The following is an 18,495-nucleotide window of genomic DNA, read 5'->3' as shown; positions in this document are numbered from 1 at the left end:
GGCTATTCGACCTGCGCGGTGACCTCGATCTCGATCAGCATTTCCGGCCGGATCAATTGGCAGATGATCATGGTTGCCGCCGGGTCGATGCCGCCCAGATGCTCGGCGAGCACAGGGGTGAGCGCGTCGAAATGGTCGGTGCTGGTCACGTAGTAGCGCACCCGGACGATATCGCTCAGCTTGGCATCGAGTGCCTCCAGCGAGGCGCGGATGGTGGCAAAGCAGTTGCGCGCCTGGGTGGCCACGTCGGCGGGCATTTCCATCGCCGCGTAGTCATAGCCCGTGGTGCCCGAGACATGCACGAAGGGGCCTTGCCGTACTGCCCGCGAATAGGCCGCGGCCTTTTCGAAGGGGGATCCGGTCGAATGCTTGCGCCGTTCGCTCATGCTGCTTTCTCTCTCTGTTGTGGCCGTCCGACCCGCGATGCGGGCGGCTTGTCTTGGTTCGGGGGCGCCGGCCTCAGCCGTGCGCCCAGTCCATGTACAGTTGGCGGGCGGTGCGGGCCATCGGCCCGGCCTGCAGCTCGCGGTCCTCGATGCGGATCACCGGCACCACCTTGGAATGGTTGCCGGTCGAGAAGATCTCGTCGGCGTCCATGAAATCGGCGACGGAGAGCGATTTCTCCACCACTTCGGTGCCGGCCTCGCGCAGGAGCCTGATCGTGCGCGCCCGGGTGATGCCCGACAGGAAGGTGCCGTTCGGCGCGGGCGTGAACACCACGCCGTCCTTGGCCATGAAGATGTTGGAGGTGCCGGTTTCAGCGACATTGCCGAGCATGTCGAGCACCAGTGCGTTGTCGAAGCCGCGCGACTTGGCCTCCATCACCGCCCGGCCGTTGTTCGGGTAGAGGCAGCCCGCCTTGGCATTGGTCGGCGCGGTCTCGTAGGTCGGCCGCCGGAACGGCGAGACCGTGACCGAGAAACCGGACGAGGCGATCATCGGGCTTTCGAACAGGCACAGGCAGAAGCGCGTCGAATCCGGATCGGCCGGCACCGACATGTAGCCGCCGTGCTCGGCCCAGTACATCGGCTTGATGTAGACCGCGGTCTTGCCGTCGAATTTCTTGAGCCCCTCATGCGCGAGTGCCTCGATGGTTTCGGCCTCCACCGTCGCGCGCATGCCGAGCGCATTGGCCGAGCGGTTGACGCGCTGGCAGTGCAGGTCGAGATCGGGTGCCACGCCGTCGAACCAGCGGGCGCCGTCGAACACGGTCGAGCCCAGCCACATCGCGTGGCTCACCGGGCCGATCAGCGGCGGGTTGCCTTCAAGCCACTCCCCGTCGACATAGGTCCAGGTCTTGGTACGCGCTTGGGTGTTCACCGCCATGGTCATCTCCTGCTGATCTCATCGTAAAGACGGACAATCCGACGTCGCCGCCGCTGTCGTCAAGTGATGGTTGTTTCAGCCAAGCGTCAAAATATCGCAATTGCAGGATCGTTGCGCGGTTCGGGCCTGTCGGGACACAAACGGACGCATCCGGCGGGCCGTCTTTCGGAAGGGCAGCTTGACTGTTGCACTGCAACATGAGCATCGTGCCGCCGGAAGGGAGACTTCGCGATGGCCTATGCCGCCTATGTATTCGATGCCTACGGAACGCTTTTCGACGTGCACGCCGCCGTGCGCCGCCATGCGGCCGCGATCGGCCCCGACGGCCAGCAACTGTCGGAGATCTGGCGGGCCAAACAGCTCGAATATTCCTGGACGCGATCCCTGATGCGGGAATGGCGCGATTTCTGGGCCTTGACCGAAGAGGCGCTCGATTACGCCTTCGAGCGGGTGCCGAGCGCCGACAAGGCGCTTCGCGCGGACCTGCTGGAGGCCTATTTCGAGCTCGATTGCTACCGCGAGGTGCCGGCCGTGCTCAAGGCGCTCAAGGCGACGGGGGCGCGGGTGGCGATCCTGTCGAACGGATCGGTGCCGATGCTGAATTCGGCGGTGCGCAATGCGGCGCTCGACACCGTGATCGACGATGTCTTCTCCGTCGACGAACTCAGGACCTTCAAGACCGATCCGGCGGTCTACGACATGGTGACCACCGCCTACCGGCTCTATCCCGGCGCGGTATCGTTCCAGTCCTCCAACCGCTGGGACGTGGCGGGTGCCGCGAAATTCGGCTTCCGCACGGTCTGGGTCAACCGCGCACGGATGCCCGACGAATACCGCGACCTGTCGCCGTCGCTGATCCTGCCCGATCTCAACGGCGTCGAATAGGCCCGCCGCTGCCGCCGCGATCGAGGTCGTGTCAACGGGATTTCCCGCTGCTGTGGCAAGTTCACCACAAGCCTGGCATGGGATGGTCATAATCGGAACCCAATGCTGGACCATGCGTTGACCCCCGCCGGAGGACTCCCGGCGGGGTGTCGGCGATGCCCCCATCTTCGATTCAAGGACCTTCCGCGACATGACCGGACCCAGACAAAAAGACGCGAACTTTACCGGAGTTCCTGCCATCTCTCCTGCCGCGCGCCCGTTGTCGCGGCGCGGCTTTCTGGCCTTCGGCGCTGCGGCCACGGCGACGCTGGCCGGGTGCGCCGGCCCCTCGACGCGGCAATTCATGGTCGACACCGCGCCGGTCTATCGCACGCCGGACAACCGCCAGGCGGGCCTTGTCCGCGGTTCCCCCTATTACGATGCCATGTACGGGCCCAAGTTCGACGAGCAGTTTCCCTTGCCGGCGATCCCCTATACCGAGATCGACCCGGCCTATCTGCGCCAGGAAGTGGCCGATCCGACCGGCGAGCGGCCCGGCACCATCGTTGTCAGCACGGCCGACCGCTTCCTCTATCTCGTCCGCGAAAACGGCCGGGCGATGCGCTATGGCGTCGGCATCGGCCGCCAGGGCTTTTCCTGGTCGGGCCGCGCCATCGTGCAGTGGAAGCAGAAATGGCCGACCTGGACCCCGCCCCAGGAGATGATCGCCCGCCAGCCAGAACTCGAGCGCTGGTCGGCCGCAAATGGCGGCATGCCGCCCGGCCTCGACAACCCGCTCGGCGCCCGCGCCCTCTACATCTTCCAGAACGGCGAGGACACGCTCTACCGTCTGCACGGCAGTCCGGAATACAAGTCCATCGGTAAGGCCGTCTCCTCCGGCTGCGTGCGCCTCCTCAACCAGGACATCTGCGACCTCTACGACCGCGTCCCCGCGCGGACGCCGATCGTCGTGACGTAAGGCTTACACGCGGCAACCGGATATCAGGCTGCCGGGGCAGAACCGTTCAGGGTCGGCGGTGTTGGGCTTCGTGACCTGCTTCGGCCCGGTCGGCTGCCCCGGGGCCTTTGCCATTTGTGCGGCGGAAGCCCCTTGAGGCGGCCGCGCGGGCCGCTCAGAGGCCTTTCTTCAGGGAGCCGAGAATGCCGCGCACCAGTGCCCGGCCGAGCGAGGTGGCCGCCGAGCGTGCCACCGACTTGATCACCGCCTCGGTCACCGTCTGGCGCTGATAGCCGGGCCGCGACCGGCTCGAGTTCTTGCGACGGGGCCGGTCTTCGACCTCCTCGGCATCGTCGGCATAGCCGGGCAGGGTCCAGCGGCGGCCCTCGCGCGGCTTTTCCTGCTCCTCCGCCTCCCGCTGCTGCTCCTCCGCCTTGGCGGCTTCGGCGGCGCGGCGCTGGAGCATCTCGAAGGCGCTGTCGCGGTCGAGATCGGTGTCGTACTGACCCGCCACGGGGCTGACCGCCATCACCTTCTGCCGTTCGGGGTCGGTGATCGGGCCGAGCCGGGAAGACGGTGGGCGCACCAGCGTGCGTTCCACCATCGAGGGCACGCCCTTGGCGCCGAGCGTGGAGACCAGCGCCTCGCCCACGCCCAACTGGGTGATCGCCTCGAAACAGTCGAAGGCGGGATTGGGCCGGAAGGTTTCCGCCGCCACCTTCACCGCCTTCTGCTCGCGCGGCGTATAGGCCCTGAGCGCATGCTGGATCCGGTTGCCGAGCTGCGACAGCACCGTTTCTGGCACGTCGAGCGGGTTCTGCGTCACGAAATAGACGCCCACGCCCTTCGACCGGATCAGCCGCACCACCTGCTCCACGCGGTCGATCAGCACCTTCGGCGCCTCGTCGAACAAGAGATGCGCCTCGTCGAAGAAGAACACCAGCCGCGGTCGGTCCGGATCGCCGACCTCCGGCAGTTCCTCGAACAGTTCTGACAGCAGCCACAGCAGGAAGGTGGCGTAGAGCCTCGGATTCATCATCAGCCGGTCGGCGGCGAGCACCGAGATCGCGCCGCGCCCGTCATTGGTGGTGCGCATGATGTCGGCGATCCGGAGCGCCGGTTCGCCGAAGAAATGCTCGGCGCCCTGCTGTTCGAGCACCAGCAGCCCGCGCTGGATCGAGGCCAGCGACTGCTTGGTGATGTTGCCATACATGGCCGAGAGCTTTTCGGTCTCGCCGGCCATGTAGGTCAGCAGCGCCCGCAAATCCTTCATGTCGAGAAGCGGCAACCCGTTCTCGTCGGCGAGCTTGAAGGCGATGTTGAGCACGCCTTCTTGCGCCTCGCTCATGTCCATCAGCCGCGCCAGCAGCAGCGGCCCCATCTCGGAGATGGTGGTGCGGACCCGGTGGCCCTTTTCGCCGAACAGGTCCCAGAAGATCACCGGGAACTCCTGATATTCATAGGGATCGAGCCCGATGGCCTGCGCGCGCTTTTCGAGGAAGTCCTTGGGCTCGCCGATGGCCGCGATGCCGGAGAGGTCGCCCTTCACGTCGGCGCAGAACACCGGCACGCCGGCATTGGAGAAGCTCTCGGCCAGGATCTGCAGCGTCACGGTCTTGCCGGTGCCGGTGGCCCCGGTGATCAGCCCGTGCCGGTTGGCATATTTCAGGTCGAGATATTCGCCCTTGTTGATCGTGTCGTCGGGATTGCGGCTGGTGCCGATGAAAAGCTTGCCTTCTTCGAGCATGTCGTCCTCATATCGCGCCGGTTGCGGCGCCTGTTCCCGTGCGCCATGCGCAGGCTTCCTGGCGCAGTTATAGCAAGCTCGGCCGCGGGAACAATGCTTGAAGCCGGCAAGGAAGGCCGGCACGGCCCCGGCAGGGGCTGCGACAGCCTCGGGAAAGCTTGTGCGGCTAGATTCATCCCGAAACATCGGGGGATTCTTGGGCATCATGAAGCACGGGGCAGATACCAAGCCTGCGGGCGCTGGCCGTCTTTCAGGCCTGCCTGCACCTGTGCCGCGCGCATGCGCCCGGTTCGCAGCGACGCCGGGGAGCCAGGCATGAAGGTCGTCATCCTTGCCGGCGGCCTGGGCTCGCGCCTTGCCGAAGAAACCCACCTGAAGCCCAAGCCCATGGTGGAAATCGGCGGACGGCCGATCCTGTGGCACATCATGAAGCTCTATCACAGCCACGGGCTCAGCGACTTCATCATCTGCTGCGGCTTCCGCGGCTACGTGATCAAGGAATATTTCGCCAACTACGCCCTGCACATGTCGGACATGACCTTCGACACCGCGGCCAACACCATCCATTTCCATCGCCAGAACGCCGAGGACTGGCGGGTCACGCTGGTCGATACCGGCGAGAGCACGATGACCGGCGGCCGGCTGAAGCGCGTCGCCCCCTATCTCGAGGGCGAGGAAAGCTTCTGCTTCACCTATGGCGACGGCGTGTCCGACGTCGACATCTCCGCCTCGATCGCGTTTCACAAGTCGCACGGCCGGCTCGCCACCGTCACGGCGGTGCGTCCGCCGGCCCGCTTCGGTGCGCTCAAGCTCGATGGCGACCGGGTCCAGGGCTTTGTCGAAAAGCCCGAAGGCGAAGGCGGTTTCATCAATGGTGGCTTCTTCGTCCTGTCGCATCCGGTGCTTGATGCCATTGCAGGCGACCGAACCAGCTTCGAAGGCGAGCCGCTGGCGGAGCTTGCCGCTCAGGACCAGCTGCGCGCCTTCTTCCACCGCGGCTTCTGGCAGCCGATGGACACCTTGCGCGACAAGAACGTGCTCGAGACGCTCTGGACCGAGGGAGCGGCTCCATGGAAGAAGTGGTGAGCCCCGACCGGGCGGCGTCCGCGACACGGACGGGGCTCGAAGCCCGCACGGGCGCGAGCCTCGAGGTCCGCAGCTCGACGCCCCGCCGTCCGCCACTCAAGTTCGACGCAACAGATATGTGCGCTGTCACTTACGCAAAGGTGCTGTGCGGGTCATGAGCGCTTCGCCGTTTGCAGTCACAGGTTTGATGCCGCAGGCGGCGGCAGGGCCGGTGCTTGTCCGCCGGAGCCCGCACCGAGATGCGCGTGGCGCCTTTGCGCGGATCTTCTGCGCCGAAGCGCTGGCCGGCATCGGCTGGCCCGGCCCCGTCGCCCAGATCAATCACAGCCTGACGGCGCGCCGCGGCAGCGTGCGGGGCCTGCATTACCAGAAGCCGCCCCATGCCGAAGCCAAGCTGGTGGTGTGCATCCGCGGCGCGGTGCTCGATGTCGCCGTCGATATCCGCCCCGGCAGTCCGACCCGTCATCGCCATGTGGCGGCGGAGCTTTCGGCTGAAGCCGGGACCGCGCTTTACGTGCCCGAGGGCTTCGCGCACGGTTTCCAGACGCTGACCGATGACGTCGAGCTGATCTATGTCCATTCGGCACCCTATACGCCCGCGGCGGAAGCCGGCTTGCGCCACGACGATCCCGCGCTCGGCATTGCCTGGCCGCTTGCGGTGGCGGACCTGTCCGAGCGCGATGCCTCGTTTCCGTTGATCGAACAGGGAGGGCTCCAGGCATGATGCGCTGCAGGCATTGCGGTGGGACGGATTTCATTCCGTTCCTGGACCTGGGCGAGGCGCCGCCCTCCAATTCCTACCTCGATGCGGCCGATCTCGCGCGGCCGGAAAAGCGCTACCCGCTGGTGATCCGCACCTGCACGGCGTGCTGGCTGACCCAGACCAAGGATTTCGCGGACCGGGAAGAATTCTTCTCCGGCGACTACGCCTATTTCTCCTCGTTCTCGCGCACCTGGCTCGACCATGCCCGCAGCTATGTCGCCGACATGCGCGACCGCTTCGGCCTGTCCGACAAGAGCCTTGTCGCGGAAGTCGCCGCCAATGACGGCTACCTGCTGCAATATGTGAAGGAACTCGGCATTCCCTGCTACGGCATCGAGCCGACCCACAGCACCGCCGAGGCCGCGCGCGGCAAGGGCATCGACATCGTCGGGGAATTCTTCGGCCGCGACCTGGGAGAGCGGCTCGCCCGGGAGGGACGGCAGGCCGACCTGATCGCCGCCAACAACGTGCTCGCCCACGTGCCCGACATCAATGATTTCGTGTCTGGCTTCGCGCGTCTGCTCAAGCCTGCCGGCGTGGCGACGTTCGAGTTCCCGCATCTCCTCGAGATGGTGCGCGGCAACCAGTTCGATACCGCCTATCACGAGCATTACTCCTACCTGTCGCTGGTCTCGGTCGCGCGCATTTTCGCGGCCAACGGGCTGACGGTGTTCGATGTCTCCACCACGCCGCACCATGGCGGCAGCCTCAGGGTCTATGCCTGCCGGAGCGATCATGTGGCTCATCCGGTCACGCCGGCGGTCGCGGCGCTGCTCGAGGCCGAGCGCGACGCCGGCCTGAGGACCGAAGACTTCTATGCGGGCTTCCAGGCGACCGCCGAAGCCGCGCGCGATGCTTTCCTCGCCTTCCTCCAGGAGGCGCGAGACAAGGGGCAGAAGGTTGCCGCCTACGGCGCCGCGGCCAAGGGCAACACGCTTTTGAATTTCGCGGGCGTGGATGCGCGCGACATCGCTTTCGTCGTCGACAGGAACCCGGCCAAGCAGGGGCGCTTCATGCCCGGCTCGCACATCCCGATCGTCGGCGAGGACCAATTGAGCTCCGAGCGACCGGACAGAGTGGTGATACTGCCATGGAATATCGAGACCGAAATCAGGAACCAGCTTTCCTTTATCAAAGACTGGGGTGGACGGTTCGTGACCGCGATCCCGGAGCTTGCGATCCGGGACTGACGGGCGGGGGGGCGGCCGTACCGTGCAATGCCGAAGCGCCCGGCGCCGTCTCGCCTGTGGCAGGTGGCGGCCTGCCGCAACTGGCCAAGCCCGCCGCCTGAGGCGGGCAGGGCAGGCTCAGCCCTTGAACAGGCCCTTCACCACCGCGGCCACGCGCACCTGCGCGGCCTCGTCCATGTCGTGATAGCTCGGCAGGTTGATGGCGCGTCCGGCGATGTCGCGCGCACGCGTGTTTTCGGGCCGGGCCTCGAACATCGGCAGCTCCGACAAGGGCCAGAAGAACACCCGCGCATCGATGCCGGCCTGCTCGAACGCGACCATCAGCCTTTCCCGTGTGATCCCGGTTTCCGGGGCAAAGACCGCCGTCGGCATCCATGCGCCGTTGACCGTGCCCTCCGGTTCGGCATTGAGCGTCACACCCTCGAGACCCGAGAGCAGGTCGCGGTAGCGCGCCAGGATGCGGCGCTTGCCGGCGACGAGCTCGTCGATGCGTTCGAGTTGGGCGCAACCGATGGCGGCGGCGACATTGCCCATCTTGAACTTGTAGCCGGTCACGGTCGGAAAGAACTGGCGCGGCTCCGCGGGGTCCCGCCCGTGATTGGCCAGGATGCTGACGCGCTCGAACAGCGCGCGGTCGCTGGTCACGAACATGCCGCCTTCGCCGGTGGTTACGGTCTTGGTGCCGTGAAACGAAAAGGTGCCGAAAGCCCCCATCGAGCCGGCGGGCCTGCCCCGCCATTCCGAACCGAGGGCTTCTGCGGCGTCCTCGATCACCGCCACGCCGTGGCGCGCGCCGATGTCGAGAAGCCGGTCCATGTCGCACATCGAGCCATAGAGATGCACGGCCAGGATCGCCTTGGTGCGCGGCGTGATCGCGGCCTCGACCTGTGCGGGATCGAGGCACCATGAGTCTTCGAGAATGTCCACCAGCACCGGCGTCGCGCCCAGATGCAGCACCGGTGCCACCGAGGCGATCCAGTTGGTGTCGGCCAGGATCACCTCGTCGCCGGGGCCGATCCCGAGCCCCGCCAGCCCCAGATGCATCGCCCCGGTGCAGCTCGAGGTCGCAATCGCGTGCGCTGTGCCGAGATGGGATGCGAATGCGCGTTCGAACCGGAAGATATAGTCATAGCACCGCGCGCCCCAGCCGGTGCGCGCCGCCTCGGTCGCGTAGGCGACCTCGAGCTCGGTGATCGAAGGTTTGGTATAGGCGATGCGGTCGGTCATGGCGGGTTCCGTGAATCAGGGCCATGTCTAGCCGCCCGAGCCTGCGCCAGGATTGCGTCCTGCGGCAAGAATCCCGTTGGCGGCGCCGTCCGTTTCTGGCAAGACGAAACCCGACGCGAACAAGGGAGTTGCCATGCGCACGGTTTATGTCAACGGGGACTATCTGCCCGAGAATGAAGCCAAGGTCTCGGTGTTCGACCGCGGCTTCCTGTTTGCCGACGGGATTTACGAGGTCGCATCGGTGCTCGGCGGCAAGCTGATCGATTATCCGGCGCACATGGTGCGGCTGCACCGCTCCGCCAACGAACTCGGCATGCGCTTTACCGTAAGTGATGACGAACTTCTCGCGATCCACCGCGAACTCGTCAGCCGCAACGGGCTGGAGGAGGGCGCCGTGTATCTGCAGATGACGCGCGGCGCCACCGATCGCGATTTCACCTTCGATACCGAAAAGCTGACCCCCACGCTGGTCCTGTTCACCCAGGCCCGGGCGCTGATCGACAGCCCGGTCGCCACCCGCGGCATGAAGGTCATCACCATACCCGACCTACGCTGGGGCCGTTGCGACATCAAGACCGTGCAACTGCTCTATCCGTCGCTCGGCAAGATGGAAGCCAAGAAGCAGGGCGCCGACGACGCCTGGATGGTGCGCGACGGCGTCGTCACCGAGGGTACGTCCAACAATGCCTTCATCGTCACCAGGGACGGTGCGATCGTCACCCGCCCGCTGTCGAATTCGATCCTGCCGGGCATCACCCGGGCGACGCTGATGGCCTATTCCGAAAAGAACGGGATACGCATCGAGGAACGCGAGTTCACGGTCGAGGAAGCCAAGCAGGCCGCCGAGGCCTTCATCACCTCTGCCACCGTTTTCGTCGGCCCGGTGGTCGCGATCGATGGCGTCGAGCTGTCGGACGGCAAGCCCGGCCCGGTCGCACTCGGCCTGAGGCAGACCTATATCGAGGAAAGCCTCAAGCGCGCGATCTGATCCACACCGGACCCGCCGGCCGGTGGCACGGCCGGCGGGACGCGGATCAGACCGATTTGATCGCGCCGCCGTCGCAGCGGATCATCGAGCCGTTGATGTAGCTTGCGCGCGCGCTCACCAGGAACGCGGCAACGGCGGCGAATTCCTCCACCTGGCCATAGCGCCCCACCGGAATCTGCGCCCGCGCGGCTTCGGCCACCTGGTCGAGATCCTTGCCCGAGCGCTTGGCATTGGCGGCATCGAGTTCCTTGAGACGGTCGGTCTCGATCCGGCCCGGCAGCAGCATGTTGAAGGTCACGCCGTCGCCGGCGGTCTCGTTGGCCATGGATTTGGACCAGCCCACCAGCGAGGCGCGGAGCGCGTTCGACAGCCCGAGATTGGGGATCGGCTGGATCACGCCGGAAGAGGCGATGGTCAGCACCCGGCCCCAGCCCTGCGCGCGCATGCCGGGCAGTAACCGCTGCGTCACGTCCATCACGCTCAGAACCATGATCTCGAACTGGCGGTGCACCACCGACAGGTCGGCTTCGCTCATCGCGCCGGGAGGCGGGCCGCCGGTGTTGTTGACGAGGATGTCGAGCCCGCCGAAGCTCTTCTCGACCGCCTCCTCAAGCCGCGCCGGCGTGGCCTTGTCGCTGAGATCGAGCGCGAGCGCATGTGCCTTGCCCGCCCCGCGGGCGGTGATGGCGTCGGCGGCTGCCTGCAGGTGCTCGCCGCTGCGGCCGGTGATCATCACATCGGCGCCTTCCGCCGCGATCGCCTCGGCCACGCCGAGCCCCAGTCCCCGCGACGACGCCAGCACCAGCGCCCGTTTTCCGGTCAATCCAAAATCCATGATCTCTTTCCCTCTCCGTCGATTGCCTGCTAAAGGCTGGCCCATAGGTCGCCGCTCGGGCGACAAAGGTCAACCCGCGCCGCATGCAGGTGCCCAGAGATCGAGGATTTCCGCCATGGTCGAACTCACCATCCCCAGGCCAGACGATTGGCATTTGCACCTGCGCGACGGCGCCATGATGGAAGGCGTGCTGCCCCATACGGCCCGCGATTTCGCCCGTGCGATCATCATGCCCAATCTGGTGCCGCCGGTGGTCACGAGCGCGGATGCGCAGGCCTATCGCGACCGCATTCTGGCCGCCCTGCCGGATGGCATGCGCTTCACGCCACTGATGACGCTCTATCTCACCGAAGGGACCGATCCGGAAGACGTCGCCGCCGCCCATTCCTCGGGGCTGGTGACCGCGGTCAAGCTCTATCCGGCGGGCGCCACCACCAATTCGCATTCCGGCGTGCGCAGCCTCGATGTGGTGATGCCGGTGCTCGAAAAGATGGCCGCGATCGGCATGCCGCTCCTGATCCACGGCGAGGTGACCGATCCGGCGGTCGATATCTTCGACCGCGAGGCCGTGTTCATCGACACCGTGCTCGATCCGCTGCGCAAGCGCCTGCCGGAGCTCAGGATCACGCTCGAGCACGTCACCACCTCCAACGGCGTCGATTACGTTTCGGACGCCCAGGCCAATCTCGCAGCGTCGATCACGACTCATCACCTGATGATCAACCGCAACGCCATCCTCGTGGGCGGCATCAAGCCGCATTACTACTGCCTGCCGGTCGCCAAGCGCGAAAGCCATCGGCTGGCGCTGCGCAAGGCGGCCACTTCAGGTGACGCGCGGTTTTTCCTGGGCACAGATTCCGCGCCCCATGTCGATCCGCTCAAGGAATGCGGCTGCGGCTGCGCCGGCATCTTCACGGCGATCAACACGTTGTCCTGCCTCGCGCATGTGTTCGAGGAGGAGGGCGCGCTCGACAGGCTGGCGGCATTCGCCAGCCTGAACGGGCCGACCTGGTACGGGCTTGCGCCCAACAGCGAGACGGTGACGCTCGTCAAGCGCGCTGAGCCGGTCTCCTGGCCCGCCAAGATCTTCACCGGCGATGGCCCGGTCACCGTGTTCGATCCGCTTTTGCCCATCCACTGGGAAGTTGCCTGAGAGCCTTTCAAGCGCACGGGGAAGCTGGTATTCGGAACGCCGAGAAACGGGCGGGCTGAAGACCGCCCGTGCCCAGAAAAGCCTGGAGCGCTGCCGATGTTTGCCAACACCTTTCCCGACAAGGCGAAGATCGCCGAGATCGTCGCCGGCCAGCTTCTGGAAATCAAGGCGGTGCATTTCAACGCCGCCGAGCCCTACAAGCTGGCCTCAGGCATGGCGAGCCCGGTCTATATTGATTGCCGCAAGCTGATTTCCTATCCGCGCATCCGCTCGGCGGTGATGGATTTCGCCGCAGCCACCATCCTGTCGGAAGCCGGCTTCGAGCAGTTCGATTGCGTCGCCGGCGGCGAGACCGCGGGCATTCCCTTCGCGGCCTTCCTGGCCGAGCGGTTGGGCCTGCCGATGATCTATGTGCGCAAGAAGCCCAAGGGCCATGGCCGCAATGCCCAGATCGAGGGCGACCTGCCGGAGGGCTCGCGGGTTCTGGTGATCGAGGACCTGACCACCGCCGGTGGCTCCATGTTCACCTTCATCGATGCGATCCGCGCCGCCGGATGCACGGTCGATCACGGCATCGCGCTGTTCTACTACGGCATTTTCGCCGAAGCCGAGAGCCGGTTCGCACAGGGCGGCATCACGCTGCATCACTTGGCGACATGGCGCGACGTGCTGGCGGCAGCCATCCGCCGCAAGGCTTTCGATCCCGAGACGCTCGCCTCCGTCGAGGCGTTCCTGGATGCGCCGCTCGAATGGTCGGGCCGCCATGGCGGGGTTTCCGAACTGCCGGGCTAGGATGGCGGGGCCGCCCGGCCCCTGGGAGAGGAGGAGACGGCGATGATCATCTGTTGCGGCGAAGCCCTGATCGACATGCTGCCGCGCGAGACCGTTGAGGGCGAGGATGCGTTTGCACCCTATGCCGGCGGCGCCCTGTTCAACACGGCGATCGCGCTCGGCCGTCTCGGCCTGCCGACGGGCTTCTTCAGCGGGCTGTCGAGCGACATGTTCGGCGACATCCTGCGCAAGGTGCTCGAAGACAGCGGCGTCGACCACAGCCTCTGCGCGACGCTCGATTTGCACACCACGCTCGCCTTCGTGCGGCTCGTGAACGGGCAGGCGAGCTATGCCTTTTTCGACGAGAACACCGCCGGGCGGATGCTGACCGAGGCGCATCTGCCGGCCCTGGGCGACGAGATCGAGACGCTGCATTTCGGCGCGATCAGCCTGATCCCTGATCCGTGCGGCGCGACTTACGAAAGCCTGATGCGGCGCGAGCATGCGAGGCGCGTGATTTCGCTCGATCCCAATATCCGCCCCGGCTTCATCACCGATCCTGCGCGCCACCGCGCCCGCATCGACCGCATGATTGCCATGAGTGATATCCTGAAGATGTCGGATGAGGATCTCGACTGGTTCGGCATGACCGATATGGAGACGGCGGCCCGGACATGGCTCGATCAGGGTCCGTCGCTGGTGGTTTTCACCCGCGGCCCCGAGGGCGCTGTCGGGTTTACGAAGCGCGGCCGGGTCGAGGTCGGGGGCGTCAAGGTGACGGTCGCCGACACCGTGGGCGCCGGCGACACTTTCAACGCCGGGATGCTCGCGGCGCTGAAGCGCAATGGCGTGCTCGGCAAGCAGGCGATCAGGTCGCTCTCGGACGAGCAGCTCCGCGCGGCACTCGCTCTCGGCGCACAAGCCGCAGCGGTCACCGTCTCGCGGCCCGGCGCCAATCCGCCCTGGGCGCACGAAATCGGTTTCTGAGCCGGCTCAGGCTTTGCGCATGCCGCGGATCGTGGCTGCCAGCGCCAGCGTCGAGGCATCGTGGCCTTCGCCATCGCTTTCGCCCTTGACCACCGGCAATAGTGCGGTCGCCAGTTCCTTGCCGAGCTCCACACCCCATTGGTCGAAGGCGTTGATGCCGTAGACCTGCGCTTCGACGAACACCCGGTGTTCGTAGAGCGCGATCAGGCGGCCAAGCGAAAAGGGCGTGAGCCGGTCATGCACCAGCGTGATCGAGGGGCGGTTGCCCGGAAAGGTCTTGTGCGGCGCGAGCCGCTCGGCCTCCGCTTCGGACGCGCCACCGGCGAGCAACTGCGCGCGCGCCTCGTCCGTGCTGCGGCCGCGCATCAGCGCTTCCGACTGCGCCAGGCAATTGGCGATCAGCAGCTCGTGCTGGTGCGCGAGGTTGGGCTCATGGCCGTTGGCGGCAATGATGAACTCCACCGGGATCACATCCGTGCCCTGGTGCAGAAGCTGGAAGAAGGCGTGCTGCCCGTTGGTGCCGGGCTCCCCCCAGACGATCGGGCCGGAGGCGGTCGCAAGCGGCTCGCCGTCGATGCCGACCGACTTGCCGTTCGATTCCATGTCGAGCTGCTGCAGATAGGCGGGAAACCGCGACAGCCGCTGCTCGTAGGGAATGATCGCCCGGCTCGGATAGCCGCAGGCAAGCCGGTGCCAGACGCCGATGAGCCCCAGCATCATCGGCAGGTTCTCGCGCACCGGGGCCGTCCGGAAATGCGTGTCCATGGCGCGCGCGCCCGCGAGGAAATCGGCAAAATGCGTCCGTCCGATGGCGATCATGATCGGCAGGCCGATCGCCGACCACAGCGAATAGCGCCCGCCGACCCAGTCCCAGAAACCGAACACGCGGCTCTCGTCGAGACCGAATTTTGCCACCTTGTCGAGCGCGGTCGAGACGGCGGCGAAATGCTTGGCGACCGCGGCTTCGCCGAGTTTCGAGACGATGAAGTCGCGCGCGGTGGCGGCGTTCGTCATGGTCTCGATGGTGGTGAAGGTTTTGGAGGCGACGATGACCAGCGTGGTTTCCGGGTCGAGTCCGGCAAGCGTGTCGGCGACATGGGCGCCATCGACATTGGAGACGAAGTGGAGCGACGGCCCGCTGTGATAGGGCGCGAGCGCAAGCGTGGCCATCACCGGACCGAGGTCCGAGCCGCCGATGCCGATATTGACGACGTCGGTGAACGCCTTGCCGGTCGCACCGCGGATCGAGCCGTCACGGATGCCGTCCGAGAACCGGCCCATGGCCTCGAGCACGGCGTGCACGTCCGGCACCACGTTCTCGCCATCGACCCGTATGTCGGCGTCGGCAGCGGCGCGCAGCGCGGTGTGCAGCACCGCCCGGCGTTCCGTCGCGTTGATGGCCTCGCCCGAAAACATCTGCGCGCGCCGGTCCTCGACGCCGGTCTCGGCGGCAAGCGCGGCAAGCAGGTCGAGCGTCTCGTCCGTGACGGCACATTTGGAAAAATCCATCCGCAAGTCGTCGAGCGCCAGCGTGTAGCGGCGGGCGCGCTCCGGATCGGTGCGGAATGCGTCGCGCAGGCTTGCGGCGGCGCCGTTCGCGCGGTGGGATTTCAGGCGTGACAGAGCCTTGTCGGTGATCTTTGGCACAGGCGGCCCTCCGTGTTGGCGTGCCCACCTATGCGGCGGGGCCCGCGGAAAATCAAGTTTCCGCGGGCCCCGGTGGAGAAAGACATTCGGCGCGGCCGTCGGCGCGCCCCGTCGTTACAGGTCGCGCAGCTCCCGGCGCAGGATCTTGCCGACATTGGTCTTTGGCAGGTCATCCTTGAAGACGATCACCTTCGGCCGCTTGTAGTTGGTGAGCTCCTTGGCGCAGTGGGCCTTGAGCTCGGCTTCCGTAAGGTTCGGATCCTTGCGGACGACGAACAGCTTGACCGCTTCGCCCGAATGCTCGTCTGGAATGGCGATGGCTGCGGCCTCGGCGACGCCCGGATGGGTCACCGCCACTTCCTCGATCTCGTTCGGGTAGACGTTGAAGCCGGAGACGAGGATCATGTCCTTCTTGCGGTCGACAATCTTGGTAAAGCCCTTGTCGTCCATGTATCCCATGTCGCCGGAGCGGAAGAAGCCATCCCCGGTCATCACCTTGGCCGTCTCGTCCGGGCGGTTCCAGTAGCCGGTCATCACCTGCGGCCCCTTGATGCAGATCTCGCCGACCTCGCCGAGCGGCATGCGGTTGCCGTCTTCGTCGCGGATCTCGATCAGCGTCGAGGGCAGGGGCAGGCCGATGGTGCCGGTGAACTCGGTGGCGTCGAACCGGTTGGCGGTCGCCACCGGCGAGGTTTCCGACAGGCCGTAGCCCTCGGAAATCACGCAGCCCGTCAGCTTTTTCCAGCGCTCGGCCACCGGGCGCTGCACCGCCATGCCGCCGCCCAGCGTCAGCATCAGCGGCTTGAAGTCGAGTTCCTGGAAATCCTTGTTGTTCAACAGCGCGTTGAACAGCGTGTTGAGCCCCGGGAAGACGTTGAAGCTGACCTTCTTGAGTTCCTTGACGAAGGAGGGAATGTCGCGCGGATTGGGGATGAGGATATTGTGCGCGCCCTGCTGCATGCCCATCAGTGCGTTCACCGTGAGCGCGAAGATGTGATAGAGCGGCAGCGCGCAGACATAGACCAGCCGATCGGGCTTGGGCTTGTTGATGAAGACGGCCTGGAGCCAGAGGTCGTTCTGGGCCGTGTTCGACAGCACATTGGAATGGGTGAGCGTCGCGCCCTTGGACACACCCGTGGTGCCACCGGTATATTGCAGGAAGGCGACGTCGGACGCCGTGGTGCCCGCGGGCTTGAGGCTTTTGCCCTGGCCGGCGGAGAGTGCCGCCTTGAAGCTGACATGGCCGGGCAGCGACCAGGCGGGCACCATCTTCTTGACCTTGCGGACCACGAAATTGACGATATGGCCCTTGAGCCCAAGCATGTCGCCCATGGTCGCCACGCAGACATGCTTTACGTCGGTCCGGGCAATGACCTGGTCGAGCGTGAAGGCGAAGTTCTCCAGGATGATGATTGCCTTGGCGCCCGAATCCTTGAGCTGGTGCTCGAGTTCGCGCGGCGTGTAGAGCGGGTTCACATTGACGACCGCATAGCCCGCGCGCAGAACGGCTGCGATCGCCACCGGCATCTGCAGCACATTGGGCATCATCAGCGCCACGCGGTCGCCCTTTTCGAGGCCGAGCGACTGAAGCCAGGCGCCAAGCGCGGTCGAGACCTTCTCCATCTCGCCATAGCTGATGGTCTTGCCCATGCAGGTGAAGGCCGGACGTTCGGCATAGCGCTTGAACGAATCCTCGATCAGGGATGCGACCGACGTGTGCGTCAGCGGCGCGATGTCGGCGGGCGTATTCGGCGGATAGGATTGAAGCCAGATGCGGTCATCTGCGGTGGTGGCATGGGTCATGACTGTCTCTCCCTCTTGTACCGGACGGCTTTGCGACCTTGCGTCGCGGCCCGGGCTCCTCTTCCCGGTATCTCTTGAAGTAAAAGATTTAGAGTGCTGTCGGGGCGGTTGCAATGGCTTCCCTTGACGTAAACGTCATCATTCCGCGGAAAAACCGCTTTCGCGGCCGATCTTTCGGGCCGGGGCGGGCAGGAGGGGCAGCGCTTGCCACGGGGCGCGGCTCAGCCGTTCAGCACCTTCGGCCCGGTGCCGACGATGGCCTCGTCGATCTCGCCGATCGCCGCCTTGTCCTTGTTGGCGTAGGGCAGGCCGTTGAGCAGGGTGCGGATCACGTTGAGCCGTGCGCGGCGCTTGTCATTGGCACGCACCACGGTCCAGGGCGCATGGGCGGAATGGGTTTCCTTCAGCATCATGTCGCGCTTTTCGGTGTAGTCGTCCCATTTGTCGAGGCTTGCGATGTCCATCGGCGAGAGCTTCCAGGCCTTGAGCTTGCTGTGGCGGCGGTCGTGGAAGCGCTTGAGCTGCATTTCCCGGCCGATATTGAGCCAGAACTTGAACAGGTGAATGCCTTCCTTCACCGGCATGCGTTCGAAATAGGGGGTTTCCTCAAGGAAATGCATGTGCTGTTCGGGCGTGCAGAAGCCCATCACCGGCTCCACGCCCGCGCGGTTGTACCAGGAGCGGTCGAACAGGATGAATTCGCCGGATGTCGGAAAGTGATCGACATAGCGCTGGTAATACCACTGCCCGCGTTCGGTCTCGGTCGGCTTGGGCAGCGCGACGATGCGCGCCGAACGCGGATTCATGTAGGCGCGGGTGGCGGCGATCGAGCCGCCCTTTCCGGCCGCGTCACGGCCTTCGAACACGGCGATGACGCGCTCGCCGGTCTCGCCCAGCCAGGACTGGACCTTGACCAGCTCGATCTGCAGCGCCTCGAGCGCGTCCTCGTATTCGTCGCGGTCGAGCTTCTTGTCATAGGGATAGTCGTCGGAGCCGAACGCCTCGTCCTTCACCCAGTCGGGCAGTTTGGGGTCATCGATGTCGAAAACGCGCTTCTTGCCGTCGATGTTGAGTGTCACGGCGCTGCTGCTTGGCTGCTTTCCCACGGGCGTTGTCCTCCGATCGCTGGGCCATCAATCCTGAAAGGGGC

17 protein-coding genes are annotated in these 18,495 nt (G+C 65.7%); 9 read left to right on the top strand and 8 right to left on the bottom strand.

The window, feature by feature from the left end; translation table 11 throughout:
• Positions 1 to 2: 2 nt before the first annotated feature.
• Together AWJ14_RS18315 and AWJ14_RS18310 are read right to left on the bottom strand one after the other, a co-directional pair.
• On the bottom strand, positions 3 to 386 hold the full coding sequence (locus AWJ14_RS18315) for a RidA family protein (protein ID WP_066182619.1): 384 nt from the start codon (positions 384 to 386) through the stop codon (positions 3 to 5).
• A 73-nt stretch (positions 387 to 459) separates the two neighbouring features.
• Entirely contained in the window at positions 460 to 1,326 is an 867-nt protein-coding gene (locus AWJ14_RS18310) for a branched-chain amino acid aminotransferase (RefSeq protein WP_066182809.1), read from the bottom strand.
• A 231-nt stretch (positions 1,327 to 1,557) separates the two neighbouring features.
• On the opposite strand from AWJ14_RS18310, the gene AWJ14_RS18305 reads away from it, so the two are divergent.
• Positions 1,558 to 2,211, top strand: coding sequence for a haloacid dehalogenase type II (locus AWJ14_RS18305; RefSeq protein WP_066182616.1), 654 nt, complete (start codon positions 1,558 to 1,560; stop codon positions 2,209 to 2,211).
• A gap of 190 nt (positions 2,212 to 2,401) precedes the next feature.
• Complete coding sequence (locus AWJ14_RS18300) at positions 2,402 to 3,169, top strand: L,D-transpeptidase (RefSeq protein ID WP_083220349.1); 768 nt, start codon at positions 2,402 to 2,404, stop codon at positions 3,167 to 3,169.
• Positions 3,170 to 3,323: 154 nt separating this feature from the next.
• Here the strand turns inward: AWJ14_RS18300 and AWJ14_RS18295 are convergent, their stop codons facing one another.
• The gene (locus AWJ14_RS18295) at positions 3,324 to 4,895 is read right to left on the bottom strand and encodes a helicase HerA-like C-terminal domain-containing protein (protein WP_066182612.1); all 1,572 of its coding nucleotides are present in this window, start codon (positions 4,893 to 4,895) and stop codon (positions 3,324 to 3,326) included.
• 315 nt (positions 4,896 to 5,210) lie between these two features.
• Here AWJ14_RS18295 and rfbF point away from each other — a divergent pair, with 315 nt between their 5' ends.
• The 3 genes from rfbF (at position 5,211) to AWJ14_RS18280 (ending at position 7,934) form a co-directional block, all read left to right on the top strand.
• Entirely contained in the window at positions 5,211 to 5,981 is a 771-nt protein-coding gene (gene rfbF, locus AWJ14_RS18290; protein ID WP_066182608.1) for a glucose-1-phosphate cytidylyltransferase, read from the top strand.
• Positions 5,982 to 6,135: 154 nt separating this feature from the next.
• A complete protein-coding gene (locus AWJ14_RS18285; RefSeq protein WP_245304356.1) occupies positions 6,136 to 6,705 on the top strand; it encodes a dTDP-4-dehydrorhamnose 3,5-epimerase family protein in 570 nt (189 codons plus the stop codon).
• Positions 6,705 to 7,934, top strand: a complete 1,230-nt coding sequence (locus tag AWJ14_RS18280; RefSeq protein WP_066182802.1) for a class I SAM-dependent methyltransferase — start codon at positions 6,705 to 6,707, stop codon at positions 7,932 to 7,934. The genes AWJ14_RS18285 and AWJ14_RS18280 overlap by 1 nt, the downstream gene beginning before the upstream one ends.
• A gap of 117 nt (positions 7,935 to 8,051) precedes the next feature.
• Here the strand turns inward: AWJ14_RS18280 and AWJ14_RS18275 are convergent, their stop codons facing one another.
• The gene (locus AWJ14_RS18275) at positions 8,052 to 9,161 is read right to left on the bottom strand and encodes a DegT/DnrJ/EryC1/StrS family aminotransferase (RefSeq protein ID WP_066182604.1); all 1,110 of its coding nucleotides are present in this window, start codon (positions 9,159 to 9,161) and stop codon (positions 8,052 to 8,054) included.
• A gap of 133 nt (positions 9,162 to 9,294) precedes the next feature.
• Between AWJ14_RS18275 and AWJ14_RS18270 the strand changes: the two genes are divergently transcribed.
• Positions 9,295 to 10,149, top strand: coding sequence for a D-amino-acid transaminase (locus AWJ14_RS18270; RefSeq protein ID WP_066182600.1), 855 nt, complete (start codon positions 9,295 to 9,297; stop codon positions 10,147 to 10,149).
• 46 nt (positions 10,150 to 10,195) lie between these two features.
• Here the strand turns inward: AWJ14_RS18270 and AWJ14_RS18265 are convergent, their stop codons facing one another.
• Positions 10,196 to 10,984 carry an SDR family oxidoreductase gene (locus AWJ14_RS18265; protein WP_066182596.1) on the bottom strand — a complete coding sequence of 263 codons (789 nt, stop codon included), beginning with the start codon at positions 10,982 to 10,984 and terminating at the stop codon, positions 10,196 to 10,198.
• Between the two features lie 115 nt (positions 10,985 to 11,099).
• Here AWJ14_RS18265 and pyrC point away from each other — a divergent pair, with 115 nt between their 5' ends.
• The 3 genes from pyrC to AWJ14_RS18250 all read left to right on the top strand — a co-directional run bounded on the left by pyrC (position 11,100) and on the right by AWJ14_RS18250 (position 13,895).
• Entirely contained in the window at positions 11,100 to 12,137 is a 1,038-nt protein-coding gene (pyrC, locus tag AWJ14_RS18260) for a dihydroorotase (RefSeq protein WP_066182593.1), read from the top strand.
• A 96-nt stretch (positions 12,138 to 12,233) separates the two neighbouring features.
• Positions 12,234 to 12,929, top strand: coding sequence for an orotate phosphoribosyltransferase (locus AWJ14_RS18255; protein ID WP_066182590.1), 696 nt, complete (start codon positions 12,234 to 12,236; stop codon positions 12,927 to 12,929).
• Positions 12,930 to 12,971: 42 nt separating this feature from the next.
• Positions 12,972 to 13,895, top strand: a complete 924-nt coding sequence (locus AWJ14_RS18250; protein ID WP_066182586.1) for a carbohydrate kinase family protein — start codon at positions 12,972 to 12,974, stop codon at positions 13,893 to 13,895.
• Positions 13,896 to 13,901: 6 nt separating this feature from the next.
• On the opposite strand, the gene pgi is transcribed toward AWJ14_RS18250, so the two are convergent.
• The 3 genes from pgi to ppk2 form a co-directional block, all read right to left on the bottom strand.
• Positions 13,902 to 15,542, bottom strand: coding sequence for a glucose-6-phosphate isomerase (gene pgi, locus AWJ14_RS18245; protein WP_083220348.1), 1,641 nt, complete (start codon positions 15,540 to 15,542; stop codon positions 13,902 to 13,904).
• A gap of 114 nt (positions 15,543 to 15,656) precedes the next feature.
• On the bottom strand, positions 15,657 to 17,345 hold the full coding sequence (locus tag AWJ14_RS18240) for a long-chain fatty acid--CoA ligase (protein WP_066182583.1): 1,689 nt from the start codon (positions 17,343 to 17,345) through the stop codon (positions 15,657 to 15,659).
• Between the two features lie 221 nt (positions 17,346 to 17,566).
• The gene (gene ppk2 / locus AWJ14_RS18235) at positions 17,567 to 18,451 is read right to left on the bottom strand and encodes a polyphosphate kinase 2 (RefSeq protein ID WP_066182580.1); all 885 of its coding nucleotides are present in this window, start codon (positions 18,449 to 18,451) and stop codon (positions 17,567 to 17,569) included.
• Positions 18,452 to 18,495 lie beyond the last annotated feature (44 nt).

The sequence above is a fragment of the Parahoeflea olei genome, from assembly GCF_001703635.1.
GTDB lineage: Bacteria > Pseudomonadota > Alphaproteobacteria > Rhizobiales > Rhizobiaceae > Hoeflea > Hoeflea olei.
This window is presented reverse-complemented; position numbering and strand designations above follow the sequence as displayed.

Bases quoted from the DNA above. Each gene is read 5' to 3' on its own strand.
- AWJ14_RS18285 (WP_245304356.1), top strand. From the start codon at position 6,136: ATGAGCGCTTCGCCGTTTGCAGTCACAGGTTTGATGCCGCAGGCGGCG.
- pyrC (WP_066182593.1), top strand. From the start codon at position 11,100: ATGGTCGAACTCACCATCCCCAGGCCAGACGATTGGCATTTGCACCTG.
- AWJ14_RS18275 (WP_066182604.1), bottom strand. From the start codon at position 9,161: ATGACCGACCGCATCGCCTATACCAAACCTTCGATCACCGAGCTCGAG.
- AWJ14_RS18295 (WP_066182612.1), bottom strand. From the start codon at position 4,895: ATGCTCGAAGAAGGCAAGCTTTTCATCGGCACCAGCCGCAATCCCGAC.
- AWJ14_RS18305 (WP_066182616.1), top strand. From the start codon at position 1,558: ATGGCCTATGCCGCCTATGTATTCGATGCCTACGGAACGCTTTTCGAC.
- AWJ14_RS18240 (WP_066182583.1), bottom strand. From the start codon at position 17,345: ATGACCCATGCCACCACCGCAGATGACCGCATCTGGCTTCAATCCTAT.
- AWJ14_RS18250 (WP_066182586.1), top strand. From the start codon at position 12,972: ATGATCATCTGTTGCGGCGAAGCCCTGATCGACATGCTGCCGCGCGAG.
- AWJ14_RS18255 (WP_066182590.1), top strand. From the start codon at position 12,234: ATGTTTGCCAACACCTTTCCCGACAAGGCGAAGATCGCCGAGATCGTC.
- AWJ14_RS18315 (WP_066182619.1), bottom strand. From the start codon at position 386: ATGAGCGAACGGCGCAAGCATTCGACCGGATCCCCCTTCGAAAAGGCC.
- AWJ14_RS18280 (WP_066182802.1), top strand. From the start codon at position 6,705: ATGCGCTGCAGGCATTGCGGTGGGACGGATTTCATTCCGTTCCTGGAC.
- AWJ14_RS18310 (WP_066182809.1), bottom strand. From the start codon at position 1,326: ATGGCGGTGAACACCCAAGCGCGTACCAAGACCTGGACCTATGTCGAC.
- AWJ14_RS18265 (WP_066182596.1), bottom strand. From the start codon at position 10,984: ATGGATTTTGGATTGACCGGAAAACGGGCGCTGGTGCTGGCGTCGTCG.
- AWJ14_RS18300 (WP_083220349.1), top strand. From the start codon at position 2,402: ATGACCGGACCCAGACAAAAAGACGCGAACTTTACCGGAGTTCCTGCC.
- AWJ14_RS18270 (WP_066182600.1), top strand. From the start codon at position 9,295: ATGCGCACGGTTTATGTCAACGGGGACTATCTGCCCGAGAATGAAGCC.
- rfbF (WP_066182608.1), top strand. From the start codon at position 5,211: ATGAAGGTCGTCATCCTTGCCGGCGGCCTGGGCTCGCGCCTTGCCGAA.